Source organism: Gordonibacter sp. 28C (assembly GCF_003339845.1).
Lineage (GTDB): Bacteria > Actinomycetota > Coriobacteriia > Coriobacteriales > Eggerthellaceae > Gordonibacter.
In genome coordinates, this window is record NZ_PPTR01000007.1 from 111,877 (window position 1) to 136,588 (window position 24,712).

Below are 24,712 nucleotides of genomic sequence, written 5' to 3' on the forward strand. Positions count from 1 at the left end.
AATGGAGCGTCCCATCATGGCTGAAGAGCGTTTGGAAACGACGGCTGCAAGCGAGCACGTAACCGGAATTGACCCGCAGGGGAACAGCTCCCCTTGGAGCAAGGGACGCGGCAACAGGACGTTCCGCATCATCACGCTGGTCGCCCTGCCCCTTCTGTGGATCGGCTTCTTCCACTCCCTTTTCACGGGCAACGAGGGCAACATGTCCAGCTATTCGCTCGTGATACTCATGTTCTCGCTACTAAACGCGGACGTGCTGGTCAAAGGCGAGAAGCTGCCGAACAAGGCGCTCAACGTGCTGGCGAAGGCCAACTGCGTGCTGCTGTTCCTGTGGGCGGTCGCAACCATCGTCCACGTGCTGGTGAAGTAGCGCGAAAGCGGTCTTGCCCTTCTCCGGCCGTCGTCCCAGCACGCGAAGCGAGCGCGAAGCAGGAGCGAAGGATGCTCGACAAAAAGAACGCCTTTCAATTCGCATTGATGAAGGGGCGGCGCCCTTTCCCACTCGGGACAACAAAATGTCCTAAATGGGGACAGTCCCCATTTAGGACATTCGGGACGCCCCTTCTCAACAAAGCTCCCACAGGAAGACGGTTCCCGCCAAGGCGCCAGAAGCTCGATCATGCGCCCCGCAGGTGGAACCAGTCCTCAACCAGATGGGCCCGGCGGAGGGCGCGTCGCGCGCAGATTCCGCACGAGCCGAACAGCCCAGCGGGCTGTTCGAGCGAGCTCAGGACTGCCCGAGCACGACGCGCCCTCCGCCGAGCCCCTCCCGCAGGTCGAACAACCTATTCCGCATGCATCAAAGCATGCTCGAGCTTCTGGCTGACCACTTTCGTCACGCCATCGGCCTGCATGGACACGCCGAACAGCACGTCGGCCATCTCCATGGTGCGCCGCTGGTGGGTGATCATGATGAGCTGCGTGCGGTCGCGCAGCGTTCCCAGGTAGGCCGTGAGGCGACGCAGGTTCGAATCGTCGAGCGCAGCCTCCACCTCGTCCAGGATGTAGAACGGCGTGGCGCGGATGCGGTACACCGCGAACAGGAGCGCGAGCGCCGTGAGCGACTTCTCGCCGCCGGACATGAGCATCATCTTCGTGATGCGCTTGCCGCGCGGCTGGGCCGTCACCTCCACGCCCGTGTTCTCCAGGTCCTCGGGGTCCACGAGCGAGAGCTCTGCGGAGCCGCCGGGGAACAGCACGGCGAATATCTCGCTGAAGTTCTTGTTGACGGCGTCGAACGTGCGGATGAAGTCGTCCTTCATGCGGGCGTCGATGACGCGCACGATCTTGCCGAGGGCGCGCCGGGCTCCGTCGAGGTCGGCGAGCTGCGCGGCCAGGTAGTCGTAGCGGGTCTTCAGGCGCTCGTACTCGTCGGCGGCGTCGGGGTTGATGGTGCCCATGTTGGCTATGCGGCGGCGCAGCTTGAACGCCTGGTCCTCGCACGCCCCACGGTCCTCCAGCTCGGGCAGGGCGAGCGCGTGGTCGAGCGGCGTCTTGCAGTCGTGGACGATGGCGTTCACGGCGGCCTCCACCTGCACCTCCAAGCGCCCCTTGTCGACGCGCGCCTGGCCCATGCGGGCGTTGGCCTCGTCGAACGCGTCGTGGGCCGCGCGGGCCGCGGCGCGGGCCTCGTTGGCGGCGTGGTGCATGCCGCCGGCGGCGTCCTGCGCGGCGTTCGCGGCGTCCTCGAGCGCGCGCGTGCGGCGCCGGGCGCTGTCGGAGAGCTCCTCCATGAGCGCGAGCAAGGGCTCGATGCGCTCCTGCGCCACCACCTTGCGCGCCAGCCCCTCGCGGGCCTCGGCGTCGGCGGCGTCGGCCTGCTCGATCTCCCGCTGGCGGGCGTCCACCACGCGGGCCGTGTACGTCTCGCGCTCGGCGAGCGTGGCGGCCTTGAGCTTGGCTTCGGCCAGGGCGTCGCGCACCTGCGCGGCCTGTTTGCGCAGCGGAACGACGGAGTCCTGCGCCTCCGCCAGGCGCGCGGCGCTTTCCTCCAGCTCTTGGGCGAGGCCGGCCAGGCGCTGCTCCAGGGCCTCCACCGACGGGCGCGCCTCGGCCACGGTGCGCTCGGCCTCGGCGCGCTGGCGCTCGATGTCCTCGAACTCGCGGCGCACGGCGGCCAGCTTCTCCTCCGCGCGACGGGCGTCGGCGCGGGCCGCGTCCGTCTTGCCGCGCAGCTCGGCCAGCTCCTGCGACAAACGCAGGCTCTCACCCTGGGCCCGCCGCAGGGCCTCCTCGGCGGCGGCGGACGCCTCTTGCGCGCGATCGCGGGCCGCTTCGGAGGCGCCCAGGCGCGCGCGCAGGTCGTCGAGGCGGCGGGCGCGCGCGAGCACGCCCTCGGCGTCGTCCGCCGCGGCGGCGCCGAGCGTCACCTTGCCGTTCGGCCACACCACGCAGCCGTCTTCCGTGACGAAGCGCGCACCGAGCGCGTCGCGGGCGTGCGCCGCGAGCGCGGCGTCCAGGCCGTCGCACACCACCACGTCGCCCAGCAGCGCCTCCACGGCGTGGGCCGCCTCGGGCGGGTAGGACAGGCCGTCCAGCAACGCGCGTCCGCCCCCCTGCGCGGCGGCGGCGCGGGCACAGGGCTCAGCGGCGGCGCGCCCGCCTTCGCGGGCGACGAGCACGACCTCGCCCTGCTCGTCGCAGGACGCGAGCGCAGCCGCCACGGCCGAGGCCTTGGCAGGCTCGTCCACCAGCAGCGCCGCCACGTCGCCGCCCAGCAGGCGCTCCACGAGCGCCTCGGAGCCCGCGTCCGCCCGCAGCACGTGAGAGAGCGGCGCGAGCGCGCCGGACAGGTCGTCGGCGTGGTCGAGCAGCCACGCGCGCGCGGGGCCGGCGGCGGCGCTCGCGCGCTCCACCTCCTCGAGCCCCTTGATCTCGGAGGCCAGAAGCGACGCCTCGTCGCGAGCCTCGTCGAGCGCGGCGCGCGCGGCCTCGCGGGCCGTGAAGGCCTCGCTCACGGCCCCTCGCGCGGCGGCCTCGCGCTCCACGAGCGCGGCCAGCGCCGTCTCGCCGCTCGAGGCGGCTTCGGACAGCGCCACGGCCTCGGCCTGGGAGCGCTCGAGCTGCAGCTCGAGCTCCTTGCCGTGGCCTTCGATGAGCTTCACGTGGGCGAGCCCGCTCGCCAGCGACTCCTGCGTGGCGGCCAGCTCGCGGCGCGCCTGCTCCTGCGCGCGCTCGGCGACGCGCCGGGCCTCGGTGAGCGAGGCGGCCTCGCGGTCGAGCTCGCGGTGGCGCTCGGTGAACTCGGCGTGCTGGGCGGCGAGCCGCGCCACGTCGGCGTCGGCCCGCTCGCGGTCGGCGCGCACCTCGCCAACCTGGGCTGCCGCCTGCGCGCGCTCGGCCTCGGCCGCCGCGCGTCTCGCCTTGCCCGCCTCCAGCTCCACGCGCAGCTCGGCCTCGCGGCCTTGCGCGGCGCGGCGCTTCTCGTGCAGAAGCAGCGTGGCCCCGTCGAAGCGCTCCACGGCCGACGACGCGCGTCGGTGGCTCCGGGCCAGCTCGCCCGCGTCGGCGCTGTCGCGGCGTATCCTCTCCTGCAGTTCCTCGGCGCGCGCCTCGGCTTCGGCGATGGCCGCCTTCTTCTGCGCCAGTTCCTCGTCTATCGCCTGCTCGCGCGCCACCGCCTCATCCCACGCGCGCTGCAGCGCCCGCAGGTCGTCCACGGCCAGCGCCAGCGTGAGCTCGGACAGCTCGGCGGACAGGCCCTGGTAGGCCCGCGAGCGCTTCGCCTTGCGCTCGAGCGGCCCCAGCTGCCGCTCCACCTCGGCCGCCACGTCCTTCACGCGCGTGAGGTGCTGGTCCATGTGCTCCAGCTTGCGCTCGCTCTTCGCCTTGCGCTGCTTGTGCTTCAGGACGCCCGCCGCCTCCTCGATGAGCGCGCGGCGGTCCTCCGGCTTCGACTGCAGGATGGAGTCCAGGCTGCCCTGGCTGATGATGGAGTGCGTGCCCGTGCCCAGCCCCGTGTCGTGCAGGATGTCCAGCACGTCCATGCGGCGCGCCACCACTCCGTTGATCAGGTACTCGCTCTCGCCGGAGCGGTACATGCGGCGCGTGATGGCCACCTCGGAGAAATCCACCGGCAGCGTGCCGTCCGAGTTGTCCAGCACCAGGTCGACCTCCGCGATGCCGACCGGCTTGCGCGCCGACGACCCCGCGAAGATGACGTCCTCCATGGCCTGGCCGCGCAGGTTCTTCGCGTTGCGCTCTCCCAGCACCCACAGCACGGCGTCGGATATGTTGGATTTCCCCGACCCGTTCGGGCCCACCACGGCCGTGATGCCCGGTTCGAGCGCGAGCGCGCTGCGGTCGGCGAACGATTTGAAGCCCTTGAGGACGAGCGATTTCAGGTACACGGCCTACCCCTGCTTGCGCTGTTTGGCCTGGGCGCGCTCGTTCTTCTTGCGCGCCTTCTCCTCGGCCCTGGCGGCCGCCTTCTCGGCCTTGGCGAGCTTCGCCGCCTCCGCCTTCTCGGCGCGCGTCTCCTCGTCCACGCCCAGCCCGAAGAACTCGCCGAGGCGCGCGAGCGTGCTCTTGGCAGCCTGGCTCTCGGCCTCCTTCTTCGTGCGGCCCGTGCCGCGGGCCAGCCCCTGCGTGCCGGCGAACACCTGCGCCACGAACGTGCGGTCGTGCGGGGGGCCCTGGGTCTCCACGAGCTTGTACGTGGGGGTGATGCCGTCCTCCTGCAGCTTCTCCTGAAGCGCGCTCTTGGGGTTCTCGGGCTCGCGCGCCATGTCCATGGACATGCGCGGGATGAGCGTGCGCTCCACGAACTCCTGCGCGGCCTCGATGCCGCCGTCCAGGAACAGCGCGGCCACCACGGCCTCGTACACGTTCTCGAGCGCGGAGTGGAGCCCGCGCTTGCCCGTGCCCGTCTCCGACGAGCCGAACACGATGATGTCGGCGAACCCGAGCCGCTCCGCCACCTCCGACAGGCTCGCGCCCGACACGAGCGCCACCTTGATGCGCGTGAGGCCGCCCTCGTCCAAGTCGTGGAAGCGGTCGAACGCGATGGTGGCCACGATGGCGCCCAGGATGCTGTCGCCCAGGAACTCGAGCCGTTCGTAGGAGTACTTGACGGACTTGCCCTCGGTAGCCGAGGGGTGGGTGATGGCAGAGAGCAGGAGGTGCTCGCCGGTGAACCGGTAATCGAGTATCTCCTGCGCTCTTTCCATCTTGCGCTGCTGCTCTTCGGTCAAATTCATGAAGGTTCGGCCCTCGATAGGTTGTTTCTTTTTGCGTTTGCGTGTCCGATGCGGCGACGGCGCCCTCCGCCCCTCGAAGCGGGAGCCGGACGCGCGGAAAGCCCCGACGCGCCCGCGCCGGGGCCAACAAGGCCGCTTACTCCATTGTAGCCGAGGACGCGCCCGCAGCCACGGTCTGCGCGATTATTTCAGAAACGCCCGCGCGCACGACCCCGGCGGTGGTGAGCACGCCGTTCTTCACGGCGTAAGCGCTCGACGAGCCGTGCCCCACGATGCACGCGCCCTTCACGCCCAAAAGGGGCGCGCCGCCGTACGTGTCGGGGCTCACCTGCGCCATGAGCTCCTTCAGGCCGCCCTTGATGGCCAGCGCCCCCAGCTTCGTGAGCGGCGTCTTCATCATGATGCCCTTGAGCGTTTTGAACAGCGTCTTGGACGTGCCCTCGATGGTCTTCAGGCACACGTTGCCCGTGAAGCCGTCCGTGACGATGACGTCGAACGTGGCGGCCAGGATGTCGCCTCCCTCGGCGTTGCCCGCGAAGTTCGGCAGCTGCTCGCGCAGAAGTGCATGGGCCTCCTGGGCGAACTGGGAGCCCTTCGCCTCCTCCTCGCCGATGTTCAGCAGCGCCGCGCGCGGATGCTCGATCCCCACGATCTTCTCGGCGTAGATCGTGGCCATTTGGGCGAACTGCACCAGGTAGGCGGGCTTGCAGTCGGCGTTGGCGCCCACGTCGCACATCACCACGGGGCGCACGGGCGACGGGATGACCGTGGCCAGCGCCGGACGCGCCACGCCCTTGATGCGGCCCATGACCAACGTGCCGGCCGCCAGGCACGCGCCGGTGGATCCGGCCGAGAAGAAGCCCTGGGCCTCCCCTTCCTTCACCAGGCGGCAGCCCACGACGATGGACGAGTCCTTCTTCTTGCGCACGGCCTCGGCCGGGTGCTCGCCCATGCCGATGACCTCGGTGGTCGCGCGCGCCTCGCAGCGCTCGTGAGCCGCCGCGAACGGCTCCACCACGTCGGCCGGCCCGCACAGCACGACGTTCAGGCCGCCGTCGGCCGCGAGCGCCTGGGCCACGCCGTCCAGCACGACGCCCGGAGCGTCGTCGCCCCCCATGGCGTCTACCGCAATGGTGACTTTATCGGCCATGTTCTTCATCCTTCCCCGTAAACCGGAAAAAGCCTCCCGACACGTCAGCGATCGCGCTGACGTGTCGGGAGGCTCGTTTGCTGCGACAGGTGCACCCAGCGCAGGTGGAAAAGCTAGTCCGTCTCGATGACTTCGCGGTTCTTGTAGAAACCGCAGTTCGGGCACACGCGATGCGGAAGCTTGACCTCGCCGCACTGCGGGCACACGGAACGGGCGGGCGCGGCGATTTTGTCGTTGCTGCTGCGACGGTTATGGGTGCGGATGCGGCCCATCTTGCGCTTAGGTACTGCCATGATCTATGCTCCTTCTGTAAGCCGAGCGAATCCATGTCGCCCGTCCTCGCTTAGTAAACATGCGAAACGGTATAGTACCAAAGATCGACGTCCTTCGCAAGCCCCTATCTGCGCTTTTCGGACGCTTTTCGCAGAACGCCGCGCACGCTTCGCACCGCGGCGCCCACCCCGCATCGAACGCCCGCGCTACGACGCGGAAGGGTTCCCGCACAGCCCCACGAACAGCACCGCCCCTTGCGGAGAGCGTATCTCGTACAAAAACGGCCGGTCGAGGACGAACTCGAACTCCCCCACGACCGAGGGATCGGGCAGCGCCGACATCTCCATGATGTCCACCTTCGTGTACGCGGCCGCCTCCACGCCGTACTCGTCCAGGCCGATGTGGCTCTCCTGCAGCACGCTCGACACGTAGGCGTCCGCGTCGGAGAGGCTCGAGAAGTCGGCGCGATCGTCGAACGCCGCGGACATGCCCATGCGCTGCAACGCCTCGATCAGGCCGTACGAGCGGTCGAACGAGAACTTGGGCACACGGTAGGTGATATAGGCTTCGTCCGTGTCCTCGGCAGTGAACGCCTCCTCGAGCGCCTCCGCGTCGGCGAGCAGGGCGCGCGCGTCCACGCCCTCGGCCGGCAGCACGAACGTCATCTCGCTGCCGTCGGCGAACCCGAGGCTCGCGCGCGTGTAGGCGTCCGTGGAGCGGTACTCCCTCGGCTTGTCGAGGCGCTGCTCCATGAAGGAGGCGTCCACGTCGCCGTCCGCGGCGTGGAACGCGCCCGTCTCGGTGGCGCCGGTTTCGAAGGGCGAGGCCCATTCGCTTTTGAAGTAGAGGGCGCTCAAGATGGAGAGCAGCATGTCCTCCTGGGTTTCGACCTGCGGCGCGATGGTGCCTTCGGTGGCTTCGGCGATCCAGTTGCCCATGGCCTCGTTCGCGCCGGCCGAACCGAACCGCGCCGTGTAGAGCGAGGCGCTGAAGTTCCCGGCGACCGCGTCGATGAAGCCCTGCCGGTACTCCGTGCCCTCGCGCAGCCACACCGAGTTCGCAAGCCTGACGTCCGCGTTGTTGCCCGCCATGAGCAGGTTTTGGAGATGCCCGCACTGCTCGGCCGTCGTCGTCGCGTCGTCCCCGCCGAGCACGGCGCCGATCTCGTCGGCCGTGTCGCCCGCCGCGCCGAGGCGCGTCATGGCGAGCGCGTAGTACAAGCTGATGGGCGAGTAGTTCTCGTTGGCCTCGCCGCGGCCCGCCGAGCCGCCGTCGCCAGCCAGCACCGCCGCGGCGCTGCGGTAGGAGAACCCGGCGAGCCCGTCGAGGAAGGCGTCGTTCACCGGGTTGTCCTCGCGCAGCTTCTCCTGCGCCTCGAAGTCGTCCGGGTCGGGCTTCGCGGGATAGCCCGTCTGCGTCACGCGGGTCGCGCCGTCGAGCTCGTCCCCCGGCACGGAGCACCCCGCGAGCCCGAGCACGCAGGCGAGCGTTCCCAAAGCGACGAGGATGCAGACTTTGCGTAGCGGATGCCCCATGGCGTCCCTCCGTTCGATAGCGCGCGGCGCGCGTGTTTGGCGTCGCGCACCAGTATCGCACAGATCGAACCCGGATTCCCACGCGTTCGACGGTCAGCGCGATAACGGCGCGCCGCCCGTGCGGCCGCACGGGCGAGCGGCACCGAGAATGGAATCGCGGCCTTCCGAAGCGTCGCTTGAGCGGGGACGCCCCCTTGCTGATTTTCGAACACGTCGAGTCTTCCTCCACGGCTGCTCGAAACGCACGGTTTTCACCGCAATGTTGCATCCAGTCTCGCACCCGTTATTTCCACCTGTGCACGACCTGGAGAAACACGCGCACACCGCCGCATCGAGCGCTACCAAACCCGAAAGGAGCCGCCAGAACGCAACATTGCGGCAGAAACAGTGCGTTTGACCCGTCCCCGGGCTTGCGTCCCGCAGGTTGGTGCAAGGCAAGCCGAGCCTAGAGGCGCAGGACGTGTTCGGAAGAAGGCCGCAAGCGCGCCTCGGACGGCGGAATCGCTAAACCGAACCGATGCCGCAGGCGCAGCGGGCGACCCGTCACCCCTCGGCCGGGCCGAACTGCATCTCGTAGTAGCGCGCGTACGTGCCGCCCAGCTCCAGCAGCTCGTCGTGGGTGCCCTGCTCAACCACGGCCCCGTCCTCCACCACCGCGATGAGGTCGGCGCTGCGGATGGTGGACAGGCGGTGCGCGATGACGAGCGTGGTGCGGCCTTCGGAGAGCCGCTCCAGCGACGCCTGGATGGCCCGCTCGCTCTCGTTGTCCAGCGCGCTCGTGGCCTCGTCCAGAATAAGGATGCGCGGGTTGCGCAAGAACACGCGCGCGATGGCGATGCGCTGCTTCTGCCCGCCCGACAGCCGCGCGCCGCGCTCGCCCACGAACGTGTCGTAGCCGTCCGGCAGGCTCAGGGCGAACTCGTGGATGTTCGCGGCGCGCGCCGCCTCCACGATCTCGGCGTCCGTGGCGTCGGGCTTGCCGTAGGCGATGTTCTCGCGCACGGTGCCGCCGAACAGGTACACGTCCTGCTGCACGATGCCGATGGCCTCGCGCAGCGTTTCCACCGTCACGTCGCGCACGTCGATGCCGTCGACCTCCACCGCGCCGGCGCTCGGGTCGTAGAAGCGCGGCAGCAGCGAGCAGGTGGTGGTCTTGCCGCCGCCCGACGGCCCCACGAGCGCCACGGTCGCTCCCGCCGGGATGGCCAGGTCCAGCCCGCGCAGCACCTCGTGCTCCCCGTCGTAGCTGAAGCGCACGTCGCGGTAGCGCACCTCCCCGCGCACGCGGCCGCCCGCCTGCCCGCGCTCGACCTCGGCCGCGGCCAGCGGCAGGGCGCCGGGCCGGTTGCGCACGTCGGGGCGCACGGCCAGCACCTCCATGAAGCGGCGGAAGCCGGCGTAGCCCTTCTGGAACTGCTCGGTGAAGTTGATGAGCTGCTCGATGGGCGACAGGAAGATGCCGATGTACAGGGCGTAGATGGCCAGCTCGGTGACGGCCAGGCCGCCCGTGGCCACGAAGTAGCCGCCGCCCACGATGGTGACCGTGTACAGCACCCCCGTGAACACCGAGTTCACCGCATGGAACGCGCCCATGAACCGATACGAGCTCTCCTTCGTGTCCACGAAGCGCTCGTTCGTGCGGCCGAACTTCCCTATCTCCACGCCCTCGTTGCCGAACGACTTCACCACGCGGATGCCGCCGAGCGAATCCTGCAGGCGCGCGTTGATGTCGGCCATCTTCTTGCGGTTCTCCGTGAAGATGACGCGCTTCTTGTAGTTGCGCCAGAACGCGTAGGCCGCCATGACCGCCGTGGCCGCCAGCATGATGGCCGTGAGCGGCACGTTGATCATGAACAGCAGCACGAAGGAGCCCACGATCTTGAGGATGCAGATGAACAGGTTCTCCGGCCCGTGGTGCGCCAGCTCCGAGATGTCGAACAGGTCGGTTAAGAGCTTGCTCATCATCTCGCCGGTGTTGTTGCGGTCGTAATAGGAGAAGCTCAGGCGCTGGTACTGCTTGAACAGGTCCATGCGCATGTCGGCCTCCATGCGCGCGCCCATGATGTGCCCCCACGCCGTGATGAAGTACTGGCAGGCCGTGCGCAGGGCGTACAGCGCCGCGAACCCGAGCGTTATCCACCCGAGCGTCGACAGGATGACCTCGGGCGCCTCCAGGAAGAACTCCTTGGTGAAGAAGCTCAGGAACTGCGGGAAGGCCAGGTCGACCGCCGCGAGCACCGAGGCGCACACGAGGTCGAAGAAGAACAGGAACTTGTAGGGCTTGTAATAGGTGACGAAACGCGCGAACACGTCGCGCGCCGAGACTTGGGGCTCGTCCGCCGAGGGGGCCGATGCGGCCCGGGTTTGGGTTGATGAGGTTCGTTTCGTTTCCATGCCCACCATTGTAGCGCCTACCTTCCCTTTCCGCGCGCCTCATCCTTGGCGGACGCGCCATGCTCGGCGCGCAGGCGCGCAAGCTCGCTCGCCGCGCCCCGGCCGAAGACGCCCACGTCGCGGCTGCCCGCGAAGGCGACGGTCACCGCAAGCGCCAGGTACGGCGCGGCCGCCAAGCCGAATATCTCCGCGCCCATGAAGAGCGCCGCGAGCGGGCAGCGGCTCGCCGCCGCGAAGAACGCGGCCAGCCCGAGCGCGGCCGAGAACGGCGCCGAGGCGCCCGTGAGCCCGCCGAGCGCGCAGCCCAGAAGCGCGCCCACCGTGAACATGGGCATGATCTCGCCGCCCTTGAGCCCGAATCCGAGCGCGAGCACGGTGAGGCCCGCCTTCACGGCGAAGTCCGCGCCGCCCGCATGTCCCGCGAGCGCCCCGCGCAGAAGCGGCATGCCCGTGCCCTCGAAGCCCTGCCAGCCGAACGCGAGCACGACGCCCGCGAACAGGAGCCCGCCCGCGGCCGCGGCCAGCAGGGGCCGCCCCACCCGCCGGCGCACGATGCGGCGCGCGCCCCGCAACGCAGCCCCAAACACGGTGCCCGCCGCCCCGCATGCCAGCCCCACGAGCACGCACTGCGCTGCGAGCGGCCAGGAGAAGCCGGGCACGTGGACGCGCGGTATCACGTCGCCGATACCCGTGAGGCGCGCGATGCAAAACGCCGTGAGCGCCGCGAGCAGCAGCGTGGGCACATGGCGCGCCACGGCGCGGTCGAAGCGCGCGAGCTCGAGTACGAACGCCGTCGCGCCGAGGGGCGCGAAGAAGAGCGCGCCGAAACACGCCGCCATGCCGGCGGCCGCCGCGTAGCCACGCGGAACGGCCGGCTGGCCCTCGCGGACGGGGGCCAGCTTGAACGGGCGCCCCACGAGCGCGCCGAGCGACGCGCCCATCTGCAGGGCCGCCGCCTCCTTGCCCACCGAGCCGCCGCCGAGCACCGTGAGGAACGTGCCCACGAGGATGCTCGGCGCGAGCGCGGGCGGCACGCGGTCGTTTCGACGCAGGTGGTCGACCATCGTGTCGGTGGCCAGGTGGGCGGGCAGCTTGAGCGCCCGGTACAGCAGCACGGAGGCCGCGCCGAGGACGGGCAGCAGCAGAAGGAGCCACGGGAAGCGCGCCTGAAGCCGTGCGGCCACATCCACGGAGAGCGAGAGCGCGATGGAGGCCGCGGCGCCCACGACACCGACCGCGAGCGCGAACAGGGCGTGGCGCGCGACCTGCGGCAGGTTGACGCCGCCCGCTGATCCGCGCTCCACCATGCCCGCCTCGCCTTCGTCCGCCCTGGTCCATCCGCTCCATGATAGGGACCCGGGCGGAGGCGCGCCGCGAGGCGAGGCGGACGTAACCGCGCCGCCACCGCTTCCTTGAACGCCTGACACCGCGTGGCGTCCAAGCGGCGGGCCCTCCTCTCGACGTGCGACGGGAGGGTCGACGAGGCATCACGCCGTCAGGCAAGCGGGCGGGTCGCCCCGGTGGAGGACGGTGAGTTTGTGCAGCGCGCGGGTGACGGCCACGTAGAGCAGGTTGCGGTCGAAGTCGCTTGCGTACAGGCGCCGGTCGGCGTCGAGCACCACCACCTCGTCGAACTCGAGCCCCTTCGCCATGGTCACCGAGGCGATGGACGCGCCGCCGAGGTACCCGCCGCTCTCGGGCGCGAGCAGCTGCACGTCCCATCGATCGCGCAGAAGCTCGTGGTAGCGGCGCGCCAGGTCGTCGGTCTTGCACACGATGCCGAGCGTCTTGCGGCCGCCCGCCTCGAACGCCGCCAGCGCCTCCTCTATGCGCGCGAGCACCTCGGCCGTGTTCGCGCACCCCACGATGCGCGGCTCCTCGCCGTGGCGCTCCACCGCCTCCAAGCCGGAGACGGGCTTCACCCGCCGTGCCAGCGCCATGATCTCGCAGGTCGACCGGTAGCTGCGCACGAGCTTCGCCACGCGGGCTCCTCCGTAGACGGCCGCCACGTCCGCAAGCTCCGCGCGGTTTCCGTCGTCGACCGACTGGTGGAAGTCGCCCAGCACGGTCTTCTCGCAGGGGAACATCCGGGCCACGGCGCGGTGCTGCACGGGGGTCAAATCCTGCATCTCGTCCACCACGAGGTGCCTGACGTCCGCGAAGGCCCCCAAGCCCCGGAAGGCGGCGCGGCACAGCACGAGGGGGCAGGCGTCCTCCCATTCCACCCTCCGTCCGGCCGACGGCTTGAGCAGGTCCGCCTCGCCGCGCTCGCGCAGGAACAGGCGGTAGAGCGCGAGCTCGTCCTTCGCTCGGAGCATGCCCGCCAGCTTGCGGCGCACATCGCCTTTCGTGGGCAGGGCGAGCCGGTCGCGCCCCACCGCGCGGGCGTCGAGGTCCCGTGCCACGTCGCCGGCCACGAGGGCGATCCGCTCGAATACGGGCAGGCCGCCGTAGCGGCGGTAACGCTCTTCCAGCCAAACACCCTCCACGACCCGGCGGCCGAAGGCGATGTCGGCCCCTTCGAACAGGTCGTCGGCCGCACGGGAGAGGAAGGCCTCGAGCTCCCGGGCGAACGCGACCTCGCCCTTGCGCCGCGCGCGGCGGCGGTGGTCCTCGTCGCCGTCGTCCACGGCCGGCCGGGACGCCTCCACGGCCACCGCGCCTCCCAGCTCCTTTTCAACCGCCTCGCGCAGGCTCAGGTTGACGATGGGCTCCTCCCCTAGCTCCGGCAGCACGCGTGACACGTAGTCGGAGAATACCCGGTTCGGCGAGAGGATGGCCACCGACTTCGACGTCAGGCGCCCGCGCTGGCGGTAGAGCAGGTAGGCCACCCGATGCAGCGCGATGGATGTTTTGCCCGATCCCGCCACCCCTTGGATGACCAGGGTGCCGGGGTCCTCGTCACGGATGAGCGCGTTCTGCTCCTTTTGGATGGAGGCGACGATGGATCGCATCTCGCCGTTCGACGTACGGGAAAGCTCGTACTGCAGCACGTCGTCGCGCACGCTGGAGCCGCTGTCCACCGCGTGGACGAGCCGGCCTTCCTCCACCGTTATCTGCCGCTTGAGCGCGAGCGTGCCCTCGATGCGCCCCGACGGCGCGTCGAAATGCGCGGGTCCGGGCTCGAAGTCGTAGAACAGGCCCGCCACGGGCGACCGCCAGTCCGACACGACCGCCCGCCCGCCGAAGCTGAACGAGAACCTCCCCACGTAGTTCGCCATGGGGGCGGCCCCTTCGCCGGCCGCGAAATCGACGCGCGCGAAGTAGGGCGAGTCGAGCAGCTTGCGCAGGCGCGCGGCGGCGTCGTGCGACCGCGCCGCGCGGCGATCCTCCTCGTTCAGCGCAAGCTCGTTTTGGAAGCTCTCGCTCGGGTCGATCTCGCCCCGGTACTCGGCCAGATAGCGCTTGGCCTCGCGGTATCCTCCCTCGATCCGCTCGTGCAGCCCCTCGGCGCCCTCGAGGGCGGCGCGAAGCAGCTCCAGCGTCTCGGCGAGGCGCGCCCGCTCCTCGTCTGCAATGCTCCCGTTCTCGAATCCTCCGCTCACCGAACGTCGCCCCCTTCGCGTTCTTCTTCCCGACGCGCGGCGGCGCGAAGCACGAACCGCTGGACGGGGTAGCCGAACTCCTCCGCCATATCGGCCGCCTCGAAGCCGATCTCCTCGAGACGGCGGCGATGGCCCGTGTCGGCGCGGTCGCCCGCCCGGTACGTCGCTATGGTCAGATCGCGCCCCGGCACTTCGTCCCGGACGGCTTCGACAAGCGTGCACGCCACGCCCGAAGCGCGGCGATGCTGCGGATGCACCGCCAGAAAGTCGATGCTGCCGCGTTCCCTCGTGAAGGCCGCCGCTCCCGCGAGGGACGCCGAACCCGGTTCGCGCGCGACGAGCGCGCAGCCGCGATCTATGGCGCGACGCAGCCACGCTTCGTGCTCGTCCTCGTCCAAGCACGGGAAATTGTCCACGGCGAACCGCAGGAGCTCCATCCACGCCGCGACGTCGGAGAGCGCCGCGCGCTCGACCGTCCAGACGTCCGCGCCCTTCCCCGCCCGCAGCGCCGAGGAGCGCAAGCTGAACGGGAGTTGGAGCGGGTAAAACGAGCCGCGCGCTCGGTACCGCGCGGGAGGAACCTTGTAGAGCGCCGTGAACGCCGCGGAGAACGTCTGCTGGTTGTCGTAGCCGGCCTCGCGGGCGATGTCCACGATCGGGCGCTCCGATCGCGCGAGCGCGAAGGCGGCCTCCGTCAGGCGCCTACGCGAAACGTAGGCGTGGACGGTCATGCCCGTCACCTCGCCGAACAGGCGATGCAGGTGGAATTTCGAGTATCCGGCGGCGCGCGCGACCTCGTCCAGATCGAGCTTCCCGCCCAGATGCGCTTCGATGTGTGCTATGGCCCGCTCCACCGCGCGCAGGTTCGTCGACTCCATGCTCCTCCTTCCGTTTCGACCCGGATGCTCCATTGAACCAGAACGGCGGGCGGCGCGTCTCTACTTTTCTTGCTCTGTTGCCGAAACCGGACGGGATGCGAAAGCGCCCGCCGGAAACGGCGGGCGCGGAGGCGTCGATGCGCGGGACGGGGCTTTCCCCGCCCTCAGCGCACCTCGTAGCGGCGGGAAGCCGCCCAGGCCGCGAGCAGGCCGAGCGCGGCCACCGCGGCGAACAACATAAAGGGGTTCGCTAGACTCGTCCCCGGGGCCAGGGCGAACAACCAGGTCCATCCGTCGGCGATCGCCCAGGGGCCAAGCTGGCCCACCGCGAAAAGGAGCGCGACAGTCACGATCACGACGCGTCGCGTGCCGAAGCGCATCTGCAGGGCCGCGAACGCGAGGCCCAACGCCGCAGTCGCGGCGCAGCCCAGGAACGTGAACAGGAAGTCGAGCAGCGGGCCGTTCTGGGGCCCGTACGTCATCAGGAACAGGGACTGCCCGAGCGGCCAGAACGGCACGAACGCGGCGCACACCGCCTCGACCGCGGCCAAGAACAGGCAGACCGCCCCCAGCGACACAACCGAGCTCACGATCGTCTGGGAGCGCGTGAGCCCCATCCGCATCAGGAACCGCACGCCGTCCGAGAACGTGGCCAGCGCGAGCAGCGGCATGAGGACGTAGGGCAGAAAGCCCAAGCTCGGCAACGTCATCTGCGCGACTCGTGAAAAGCTGAGCAGATTGAAGACTACGATGATGGCACCGACGATCAGGCAGAACGCCGCCGCGCCCTGCACGAGCTCGACCGCTTGGTAGCGGATGGCCGCTTTGAGCTTCATGAGATCACTCCCCTTTCCCGGTCAGTTCCACGAACAGCTTCTGCAGGCTCATGGGCGCCACGTCCAGCCGATCGGTCAAGCGCTCGCGCACGGGCTCGCCCTGCACGTACGCCATCGCCAGGCTGCCCAGCTCGTCGATGCCGAGCACCTCGAGCCCCTCGCAGTACGCCCGCACGTCCTCCGCGCGCCCCGACACGCTGTAGCCGCTCGCGCGCAGCTCGTCGGCCGAGGCGGCCATGAGCAGCCGACCCTCGTCGATGATGGCCACGCGCTCCACGATGGCGGCCACCTCCTCGATGAGGTGCGTGGCCACGACCACCGTGCGCCCGCGCTCGAGGTAGTCCTCCATCAGAAGCCGGTAGAACAGCTCGCGGTGGGCGGCGTCCAGACCCAGCACCGGCTCGTCGAGCAGCAGGTAGTCCACGTCGAGCGCGAGCGCCAACACCAGCTGGCAGATGGAGCGGTAGCCGGTGGAGAGCGCGCCCGTCTTCGCCTTGACGTCCAACTCGAACGCTTTGGCGAGCCGCAGCGCGCGCTTCGCGTCGAACCCCTCGTGGAAGCGGCCCATGTGCCCGATGAGGTCGTCCACGTACATGGACAGGGGGATCATCCGCACGTCGCCGGTACAGAACACCTTCGCCAGCGCGCGGGGATTGTCCGTGACGGGCTCGCCGTCCACCAGAACCTGCCCGCTCGTGGGGATCAGGCGGTTCGACGCGATGCCCAGAAGCGTGGTCTTGCCCGCGCCGTTGCGGCCGAGCAGCGCGTGGATCTTGCCGTGCTCGAAGGACAGCGTCACGTCGTCGAGCGCCGTCGTTTTGCCGAAGCGCTTCGTCAGATGCTCGGCTCGCAGCTCACGCATGGTCGTATCCTTTCTCTATAAGGTCGATGACCTGCTGCTTCGTCAGGCCGAGCTTCTTCGCTTCGGCCACGAGCGCCACCACGAAGCGCTCGTCGAAGGCGCTTTGCCGCTTCGCGCGCACTTTCTCGGCGGCCCCCGTCTGAACGTACATGCCCATCCCCCTTCTCTTGTAGATGATGCCCTCGTCCACGAGGATGTTCATGCCCTTCAGCACGGTGTGCGGGTTGATGCCGAGCAGCGCGGACAGCTCGTTGGTCGAAGGGATGCGGTCCCCCTCGGCGTAGACGCCCGTGAAGATATCCTCTTCTATCTGCTCGGCTATCTGGATGAACAGGGGCACGTCTTTGGTCGGATCGATGTTCATGCGGCCACGCCCCTCCTCTCGTCTCGCTTTGTTACTTACTTTGTTAGTTGAGTAACTAACTAGCATTGTAAGCAATCAAAAAAGCGAAGTCAACGGAAAGCAGCGGTTTCGTCGCGCGATTAATCAAAGAAAGCGGCGCGCTTCGCTAAAGAGAGCGGAACGATTCGGAAAGCGCCTCGCCGATTCTTGGAAAAGCGGTTTGCGGCTTGAAAAGCGGCTCGCTTCGAGTGGATGCCAGAAAGTACCTAAAAGTACATAAAGACGCTAAAGGGAACTAAAGGGACTGAGAACGGCGTCGGAAAACGCCGGCCTTGGTAAAGCAGAGTGTTTCACGTGAAACATTTGTTCGTAATATGAACAGGCGGTGACGAGGGAAACGATGTGGAATACTTCACAGCGGAAAAGAGACGGTTCGCGATGACGAAGACCCGGACGATTCGTTTTTTCATTCCGAAAAAACGAATCGTCCGGATTTCGCGCGTACGGACGGATGCTTAGATATTCGATTTCGAGCCGCTTTGCATTTCCGAGTCGCTTCGAGTTTTGGAGCTTTTCGAAACACGGCGGCGGAACGCAAAAGCCCGCCGTGAAGGGCGGGCTCGGGATCGATGCTCTGCGCGAAAACGCTCGACTTCGTCGCTCAGTTCTGGTCGAACGGGAAGTCCTTCAGCACGGCAAAGGGGCTTGGAGGGACGTCGTCGTCGGGTTCGACGGCGGGCTCGCAACCGCAGGGACCCTCGTTGAGGTTCGCGCCGCAGGTGGGGCACAGGCCCAGGCAGTCGTCGTCGCACAGCGGCACGAGCGGGAACTCCAGCAGCAGCGCCGCGCGGATGAGCGGTTCCAAGTCGATGACGTCGTCCTCGGGCAGCACGTCGAACTCGTCGTCGTCCATGTCGTCGGGCGCTTCCTTCTCGGAGTCGATCAGGAAGTAGCCTTCGATCTCGCCCGTCACGGAAAACGAGAACTCGTCGACGCAGCGCGCGCAGGACGTCTTCGCCTCCCCCTCCACGGTGCCGGTCACCAGCAGGGCGTCTCCCGTGTTCGTGACGTCCACCTGCCAGTCCAGCGGACCCTCGAAGTCGTACAGGTCGGGGCCGGCCTTCATGACGGGCACGGCGAGCGTTCCCTCAAAATGAGAGCTCTCCGCAGGCGCGAAGAGCTCGGAAGGTATATGGATGCGCGTCGCTTCCATTAGCGACCTGCGGCGAGGGAGTTTGCGTTGAGGCGGTCACGGCAGCGGCGCACGTTGTTCAGCAGCGTGTCGAGGCTCGTCTCCACGTGGCCGAACACCTCGTCGGCGTAGTCCTCCGCCCCGGCGCGCGTCTGGCGCTCCAGCTCGCGGGCGTCGGCGAGGATCTGGTCGGCCTGCTGCTGGGAGATGCGGACGATCTCCTGCTCGCTGGCGATGGTCATGGCCTGGCTGCGCGCGTCTTCGATCATGCGGTTGGCCTCGGCCTCGGCATCGTCGAGAAGGCTCTGGCGCTCGCGCACGATCTGGCGCGCCTGCGCGAACTCGCTCGGGAACGTGTCGCGGATCTCGTCCATGATCTCGAACGCCGCGGCTATGTCGACTTGGCGCAAATTGCTCTTGCCGAAGACCGGCTTCGAGTCCTCGAGAAGTATCGAGAGCTCCTCAAGCAGCCCCAAGACTCCTGTTTCGTCCATGATTGTCCTTCCACCCAAGCGTGCTGCGTTTCAAGTGCGTTGGCGCTTCGCGATCGTCTTCCTGCGCGCATGCGTCAAAGTATTCTAACAGGTTTGATCGGATTACCCAACGTCAATGCACAAAGCGTGCACATTTTACCCGGTCGGAAGCCCTCCGATGCCTTTTCGTTGCCGCTTCGAAACCTAAAACGGGGAAACCGGCGGCCTTATCGGGCGAATTTCGCCTCAAGCGCGTTCTTGACGCAATCAGGCACGAAGCCGTTCACGTCGCCGCGCAGGCTCGCTATCTCGCGCACGATGGACGACGACAGGTACATGTACTGCGGGGGCGACATGATGAACAGCGTCTCGAGCTCCTGGTTCAACTGATAATTGAGAGCCGTCATCTGGAACTCGTACTCGAAGTCGGTGATGGCGCGCAGGCCCTTTATCACGACGGTGGCGTCCATGCGGGCGGCGAAGTCCACGAGCAGCTCGTCGAAGGGCTCCACGCGCACGTTGGGAAGATGGCTCGTGGCCTGGCGCACGAGCTGTGCGCGCTCCTCGAGCGTGAACAGCGGGTTCTTCTTGGGCGAGGCGGCCACGGCCACCACAACCTCGTCCACCAGCTGCGCGGCGCGCGTGATGACGTCGAGGTGCCCGCTGGTGATGGGGTCGAACGTTCCGGGCGTGAGTGCACGTTTCATAACGGGTCAAAGCTCCTTCGGTCTGAGTAGGTCAACCACAGTATCGCCGTACTTCTTGCGCGAGGCAAGCGCGAGCCCGCAGGCGGCGGCCGCTTCGTCCGCAGCCGCGCACGCGGCGGAACCGTGCTCGTACACCGCGAGCGCGTCCTGCGCCAGCGCGCCGGCGTCGGCGAGCCGCGCGACCATGCCCAGCACCTCGGCGGCCGCAAGCGCGTAGGGCGGGTCCAAAAACACGAGGTCGAAAGGCGGCCTCGCATGGACGGGCGGGTCTTTGAGCACGTCGGCGCGCTGGACGCGGGCGCGCCGCCCGTCCAGTCCGAGCGCCTTCGCGTTGCCGTCCGCCACGCGCGCCGCCGCGCCGTCACGCTCGTAGAAGCATGCGCTCGCGGCCCCGCGAGAAAGCGCCTCCAACCCGAGCGCGCCCGATCCGGCGAACGCGTCGAGCACCACGGCGCCGTCGAAGCCGCCGCGCGCGCTGTTCACGGCGCTCATGAGCGACTCCCGCACACGGTCGGTCGTGGGGCGCGTGCCCTCCCCTTTCGGCGCCTTGACGGTGCGCCCTTTGAACTCCCCTGCGATGATGCGCATGTCAGCCTCCCTGCACCTCTCCGGCCCGCTTGAACGCGAGCCGCGCCTCCCGTGCGAGCGCGCGGTGCGCGGGCGCCTCGAGCCGCGGGTCCTCCTCGAGAAGCGCTCGCGCGTCGGCGTGAGCCGCCTCGATGACCTTGCCGTCGCGCGCCACGTTCACCAGCTTGAGCGCCGAGGCGCCGTGCTGGCGGTTGCCCAGGATGTCGCCTTCGCGGCGCAGCGACAGGTCGTAGGCCGCCAGCTCGTAGCCGTCGTCGGTGGTCTCCATGGCGGCCAGGCGGCGCAGCGCGGCGTCGGTCTTCGACGCGCTCACCAGATACACCTCGCCCGGCTTCTCGCCGCGTCCCACGCGGCCGCGCAGCTGGTGGAGCTGCGAGAGGCCGAAGCGGTCGGCGTCCTCCACGATCATGACCGTGGCGTTCGGCACGTCCACGCCCACCTCGATGACCGTGGTGGCCACGAGCACCTGCGTCTCGCCTGTGCGGAAGCGCTGCATGACCTCCTGCTTCTCGGCGGAGGGCAAACGGCCGTGCAGCAGTTCGACCTGATAGTCCACGAACGTCTTCTGCTGCAGGAAGGCGGCCTCGCGCTCGGCGGCGGCCACGTTGTCGCCGTCCAGGTCGGCGTCGTCCTCGATGCTGATGGCGGCGTAGGCGTACTCGTCCTCGTCGCCCTCGCGGGCCGCGCGCTTGCCCGCCTTCGCGTCGCGGTCCTCCGCGCTCGCACCCACGAGAGGGCACACCACGTACACCTGCTCGCCGCGTGCGAGCGCCGTGAGGGCGGCGTCGTAGGCGCGGCCGCGATCCTGCTTCGGCAGCACCTTGGTGGCGCGCGCCGAGGTGTCGTGCGGGCGGTGCTTGATGTAGGAGAGCGTCAGATTGCCGAACAGCGCCAGCGCGAGCGAGCGCGGAATGGGCGTGGCCGTGAGGTAGAGCGCGTCGGGGGCGTCGCCCTTCGCCAGCAGCTTCGCCCGCTGGTCCACGCCGAAGCGCTGCTGCTCGTCGATGACCGCGAGCGTGCAGCGGGCCGGACGCACGTCGTCCTCGAGCAGCGCGTGCGTGCCGATGAGCACGTCCACCGTGCCGCCCGCCACGCGCGCGAGCACCGCCTCGCGCTCGGACGCGGGCGTGGAGCCCGTGAGCACCTCCCACGTGACGCCCGCCGCGTCGAACAAGGAGCCCAGGTTCTGGCCGTGCTGGCGCGCGAGCACCTCGGTGGGGGCCATGAGCAGCGCCTGCCCGCCCGAGTCGGCGGCGGCGGCCAGCGCGTGCGCGGCGACGACGGTCTTGCCCGTTCCCACGTCGCCCAAAAGCAGGTGGTTCGCCGTGGAGGGGGCGGCCATCGCCGCCAGGATGTCGTCGCGGGCCGCCCGCTGCTCGCCCGTGAGCTCGTAGGGCAGCGCGGCGGCGAACGCGGCCAGGTGGGGGCCGTCCGTCACGTGGCGCACGGGCTCGCGGCCCTCCGCGCGCGCCCGCCCCTCTTCCATGAGCATGAGCTCAAGGAACAGCAGCTCCTCGTACACCAAACGGCGGCGGGCCTCGGCCGCCTCGTCCATGCTGCGAGGGAAGTGTATGGCGGAAAGCGCCGTCCCGCGGCTCATGAGGCGGTACTTCGCGCGCAGCTCGAGCGGCAGCGGGTCGTACAGGCCCGCCACGTGCGAAAGCCCGTTGCCCACGAGGCGGCGCACCCACGCCGTCGAGAGCTTCTCGGTGGCGGGATGCACGGGTATGACCATGCCGGCCGCATGGCCGGCCTCCCCGTCGACCGCCTCGATGAACGGGTTCGTCATGCGCTTGAACCCGTAGTTGAACTCCAGCTTGCCCGCCACGGCCACGCGCATGCCGGCCTTCAGCTGGTCCATGAGCCACGGCTGGCGGAACGCCGTCACCATGAGCGTGCCGGTGCCGTCCACAAGCGTGATCTCCACGAGCGGCAGCTTCGGCTTGGGGCGCTTGAGCTTGATCTCGTGCACGGTGCCCTCCACGGTGCACTGCTCGCCGATGACCGCCGAGGCCACCGTCTCGCGCCTCGATAGATCGATGTAGCGCCGCGGGAAATGGGTCACCAGGTCGCGCACCGTGCGCACGCCCAGCGCCTCGAGCGCGCGGGCCCGCGCCGGGCTCACCAAACGGACGCGCCCGACGGATTCGTCGAGCGCGAGCGTGGCTGCCAGTCTATCGGGTGCGTCGCTACTCAACCGACATGACCACCGGGTACAGAGGCTGGTCGCCGCGGTGGGCGTCGATCTCCAGTTCGTCGAACGCCTCCTCGATGCGCGCCACGAGGGCGTCGAGGGCCGCGTCGTCCAGGTCCTCGCCGGCCAACAGCGTGAGCGTGTCGGCGTCCTCGGCGTCCATGCGCTCGAGCAGGTCCATAACCACGTCTTCCACGTCAGAGCCCACGGACTCGATGGACCCGTCGGCGATGCCGATGACGTCGCCCTCGCGAATGGGGTTGTCGTGCGCGTCCTTCGCGTCCTTGATGGCGCGCGTCACCTCGCCGGTGCGCACGTCGGCGTACGCCTCGGTCATGGCCTCCGCGTTCTCGTCGAGGCTCGCGTCCTCGTCGAACCCGAACAAGGCCGAGAACGCCTGCGGCACGCTCGTGGTGGGCACGACGGCGCACGGCTTCTCGGACAGCCCGCACGCGCTCTGCGCCGCCATGATGATGTTCTTGTTGTTGGGCAGGATGATGACGGCGTCCGCGTTCACCTCGTTCGCGGCGTCCAGCAGATCCTTCGTGGACGGGTTCATGGTCTGGCCGCCCGACACCACCACGTCCACGCCCAGGCTCTTGAGGATCTTCGCGTTGCCCTCGCCCGCCGCCACGGCCACGAAGCCCAGCGGCTTGCGCTCCTGCGCCTCCTCGGCCGCCAGCGCGTCGGTGCGCGCCGCGCTCTGCAGCTGCATGTTGTGGATGTGCACCTCGGCTATCTGGCCGCGCTCCAGCATGTAGGCCAGCACCTTGTCGGGCGTGTTCGTGTGCACGTGCACCTTGAAGTTGGGGTTCTGCCCCACGAGCAGCTCGCAGTCGCCCATGGTGCCGAGGAAATCCAGGCCCTCCTCGGCGTCGAGCGTGTCGGAGTTCACCAAGAACTCGGTGCAGTAACGGAAGGCCGAGCCCTCCCAGTCGTTGATCTGCTCGATCTCCACCCTCGGCGCCGCACCGCGCGCGAACGCCAGCTCGTCGCCCAGAGGGCCCTCTTTGCCGGTGAGCGCCGCGGCGAACGCGTCGAAGAAGATGGCCAGGCCGTAACCGCCCGCGTCCACCACGCCGTTGTCCTTGAGCACGGGCAGCAGGTCGGGCGTGCGCTGCACCGACGCGTAGGCCTCGGACACCACGGCCTCGAGCGCCTCGTCGGTGGAGAACTTCTTCTTGCGGGCGCGCTTCGCGGCGGCGGCGCTGTCCTTGAGCACGGTGAGGATGGTGCCCTCCACCGGCTTGCGCACCGCTTGGAACGCCACGTCCACGGCGTGCGAGAACGCCGCGTCGATGCTCTCCGCGTCCACGGCCTCGTGGCCGACGCTGCCCTCGCAGAGCCCGCGCAGGATCTGCGACGTGATGACGCCCGAGTTGCCGCGCGCGCCCATGAGGGCGCCGGTGGTGATGGCACGGCGGATGTCGGCGCCGTCGGCGCCGATGGGCAGCTGCGCCAGGTTCTCGACGACGGTTTCCAGCGTGAGCGACATGTTCGTGCCCGTGTCGCCGTCGGGCACGGGGAACACGTTCAGGCGGTTGATCTCGTCCTTGCGCTCGCTCAGCGTCTTGCTCGCCGCGGCAATGGCGTTGAGCAGGTCGTTCGCGGTATAGGATTCTGGCATGGTGGGTCTGTCTCTCTCTCGGCGGTAAGCCCCGCGCCGCGCGGCCGCTCGATCGGGCCGCCCGCGGAGCGCGGGGCTCGTCTCTTTACGCTTCTCTTCGCGCGCCTACTTGCGCACCTTGACGCCCTGCACGTGCACCTCGACGCCGTCGATGGGCACGCGGGCGTATTCCTTCAAGGCGAACGTCACCTGGTCGACCAGGTTCTGGGACACGGTGTTGATGTTCGTGCCGTACTCGATAACCACGTACAGCTGCACGTGCACGCCCGCATCGGTCGTGGTGACCACGACGCCGCGTCGCAAGCGCGAGGCTGGCAGTATCTTCGCGATGCCGTCCGCTGCGGACGGGGCGGCCATGCCGACGACGCCGTAGCATTCGAGCGCCGCGTTGCCGACCAGATCGGCCAGAACGTCGTTGGCAACGTGCAGGTTGCCGGGAATCGTAGTGCTCATGGCTTTTTCCTTTCGAAGCGCGGGCACGGGTCCACGCGGATATGCGCTTGACTATGGACGCAGTATACCGCATGGGCGAAACGCTGTGCGTCGCACCTGCTCGCAACGCCGTCCATACTACACGAAAAATTCTTGTAAGGCATTCGTTTTATGTGCTATAGTATGAGGGCTTTTTTGTCATCAACGGTTTTTCAGCCGTGCGGAAACAAACGAACCTGGAGTGATAACGATGTCTAAAGTTTGCGAAGTTTGCGGTAAGCACCCGGTCGCAGGGCGCAACGTCAGCCACTCGCACCGCGTGACGAACCGCGTGTTTCGTCCCAACGTGCAGAAGATCACCATCAAGGACAAGGAAGGCCACGTCCGCAAGGCCAACGTGTGCACGAAGTGCATGAAGGCCGGCAAGGTCGAGCGCGCCTAACAGGTTCGTTTCCCTCCCTGCAAGCGAAAGCCCGCGGATGCGG

General features: G+C 68.7%; 21 protein-coding genes. 2 read left to right on the forward strand and 19 right to left on the reverse strand.

Going from position 1 to position 24,712, the window contains the following annotated elements:
- Positions 1–16 precede the first annotated feature (16 nt).
- Positions 17–370 carry a hypothetical protein gene (locus C1878_RS10230; RefSeq protein ID WP_114601520.1) on the forward strand — a complete coding sequence of 118 codons (354 nt, stop codon included), beginning with the start codon at positions 17–19 and terminating at the stop codon, positions 368–370.
- Positions 371–785: 415 nt separating this feature from the next.
- On the opposite strand, the gene smc is transcribed toward C1878_RS10230, so the two are convergent.
- The 19 genes from smc to C1878_RS10325 all read right to left on the reverse strand — a co-directional run bounded on the left by smc (position 786) and on the right by C1878_RS10325 (position 24,248).
- The gene (smc, locus tag C1878_RS10235) at positions 786–4,349 is read right to left on the reverse strand and encodes a chromosome segregation protein SMC (RefSeq protein ID WP_114601521.1); all 3,564 of its coding nucleotides are present in this window, start codon (positions 4,347–4,349) and stop codon (positions 786–788) included.
- A gap of 3 nt (positions 4,350–4,352) precedes the next feature.
- Positions 4,353–5,198, reverse strand: coding sequence for a ribonuclease III (rnc, locus tag C1878_RS10240; RefSeq protein WP_114601522.1), 846 nt, complete (start codon positions 5,196–5,198; stop codon positions 4,353–4,355).
- Positions 5,199–5,334: 136 nt separating this feature from the next.
- Positions 5,335–6,348: a phosphate acyltransferase PlsX gene (gene plsX, locus C1878_RS10245; protein WP_114601523.1), complete on the reverse strand. Its 1,014-nt coding sequence runs from the start codon at positions 6,346–6,348 to the stop codon at positions 5,335–5,337.
- 113 nt (positions 6,349–6,461) lie between these two features.
- Positions 6,462–6,641: a 50S ribosomal protein L32 gene (gene rpmF, locus C1878_RS10250; RefSeq protein WP_114601524.1), complete on the reverse strand. Its 180-nt coding sequence runs from the start codon at positions 6,639–6,641 to the stop codon at positions 6,462–6,464.
- 186 nt (positions 6,642–6,827) lie between these two features.
- Positions 6,828–8,156 carry a serpin family protein gene (locus C1878_RS10255; protein ID WP_114601525.1) on the reverse strand — a complete coding sequence of 443 codons (1,329 nt, stop codon included), beginning with the start codon at positions 8,154–8,156 and terminating at the stop codon, positions 6,828–6,830.
- 543 nt (positions 8,157–8,699) lie between these two features.
- Positions 8,700–10,550: an ABC transporter ATP-binding protein gene (locus tag C1878_RS10260; RefSeq protein WP_241963699.1), complete on the reverse strand. Its 1,851-nt coding sequence runs from the start codon at positions 10,548–10,550 to the stop codon at positions 8,700–8,702.
- Between the two features lie 17 nt (positions 10,551–10,567).
- Positions 10,568–11,857 (reverse strand): chloride channel protein, encoded by a 1,290-nt coding sequence (locus C1878_RS10265; RefSeq protein ID WP_114601527.1) that lies wholly within the window; start codon positions 11,855–11,857, stop codon positions 10,568–10,570.
- A gap of 180 nt (positions 11,858–12,037) precedes the next feature.
- Positions 12,038–14,095 carry an ATP-binding domain-containing protein gene (locus C1878_RS10270; protein WP_114601528.1) on the reverse strand — a complete coding sequence of 686 codons (2,058 nt, stop codon included), beginning with the start codon at positions 14,093–14,095 and terminating at the stop codon, positions 12,038–12,040.
- Positions 14,092–14,973, reverse strand: a complete 882-nt coding sequence (locus C1878_RS10275) for an AraC family transcriptional regulator (RefSeq protein WP_158539786.1) — start codon at positions 14,971–14,973, stop codon at positions 14,092–14,094. The genes C1878_RS10270 and C1878_RS10275 overlap by 4 nt, the downstream gene beginning before the upstream one ends.
- A 164-nt stretch (positions 14,974–15,137) precedes the next feature.
- Positions 15,138–15,809, reverse strand: coding sequence for a hypothetical protein (locus tag C1878_RS10280; RefSeq protein ID WP_114601530.1), 672 nt, complete (start codon positions 15,807–15,809; stop codon positions 15,138–15,140).
- A gap of 4 nt (positions 15,810–15,813) precedes the next feature.
- Complete coding sequence (locus C1878_RS10285) at positions 15,814–16,671, reverse strand: ATP-binding cassette domain-containing protein (RefSeq protein ID WP_114601531.1); 858 nt, start codon at positions 16,669–16,671, stop codon at positions 15,814–15,816.
- Positions 16,664–17,035 carry a GntR family transcriptional regulator gene (locus C1878_RS10290; protein WP_114601532.1) on the reverse strand — a complete coding sequence of 124 codons (372 nt, stop codon included), beginning with the start codon at positions 17,033–17,035 and terminating at the stop codon, positions 16,664–16,666. Before C1878_RS10290 ends, C1878_RS10285 begins: the two co-directional genes overlap by 8 nt.
- A 640-nt stretch (positions 17,036–17,675) precedes the next feature.
- The gene (locus tag C1878_RS10295; RefSeq protein ID WP_241963703.1) at positions 17,676–18,140 is read right to left on the reverse strand and encodes a DUF177 domain-containing protein; all 465 of its coding nucleotides are present in this window, start codon (positions 18,138–18,140) and stop codon (positions 17,676–17,678) included.
- Between the two features lie 86 nt (positions 18,141–18,226).
- Entirely contained in the window at positions 18,227–18,700 is a 474-nt protein-coding gene (locus C1878_RS10300) for an ATPase (RefSeq protein WP_080142863.1), read from the reverse strand.
- A gap of 206 nt (positions 18,701–18,906) precedes the next feature.
- Entirely contained in the window at positions 18,907–19,386 is a 480-nt protein-coding gene (gene coaD, locus C1878_RS10305) for a pantetheine-phosphate adenylyltransferase (protein WP_114601534.1), read from the reverse strand.
- Between the two features lie 6 nt (positions 19,387–19,392).
- Complete coding sequence (gene rsmD, locus C1878_RS10310; RefSeq protein WP_114601535.1) at positions 19,393–19,974, reverse strand: 16S rRNA (guanine(966)-N(2))-methyltransferase RsmD; 582 nt, start codon at positions 19,972–19,974, stop codon at positions 19,393–19,395.
- A 1-nt stretch (position 19,975) separates the two neighbouring features.
- Positions 19,976–22,171: an ATP-dependent DNA helicase RecG gene (locus C1878_RS10315; RefSeq protein ID WP_114601536.1), complete on the reverse strand. Its 2,196-nt coding sequence runs from the start codon at positions 22,169–22,171 to the stop codon at positions 19,976–19,978.
- Positions 22,164–23,795, reverse strand: a complete 1,632-nt coding sequence (locus tag C1878_RS10320; protein ID WP_114601537.1) for a DAK2 domain-containing protein — start codon at positions 23,793–23,795, stop codon at positions 22,164–22,166. Before C1878_RS10320 ends, C1878_RS10315 begins: the two co-directional genes overlap by 8 nt.
- Positions 23,796–23,900: 105 nt before the next feature.
- Positions 23,901–24,248, reverse strand: coding sequence for an Asp23/Gls24 family envelope stress response protein (locus C1878_RS10325; RefSeq protein ID WP_114601538.1), 348 nt, complete (start codon positions 24,246–24,248; stop codon positions 23,901–23,903).
- Positions 24,249–24,477: 229 nt separating this feature from the next.
- Here C1878_RS10325 and rpmB point away from each other — a divergent pair, with 229 nt between their 5' ends.
- Positions 24,478–24,669, forward strand: a complete 192-nt coding sequence (gene rpmB / locus C1878_RS10330; protein WP_080145143.1) for a 50S ribosomal protein L28 — start codon at positions 24,478–24,480, stop codon at positions 24,667–24,669.
- Positions 24,670–24,712 lie beyond the last annotated feature (43 nt).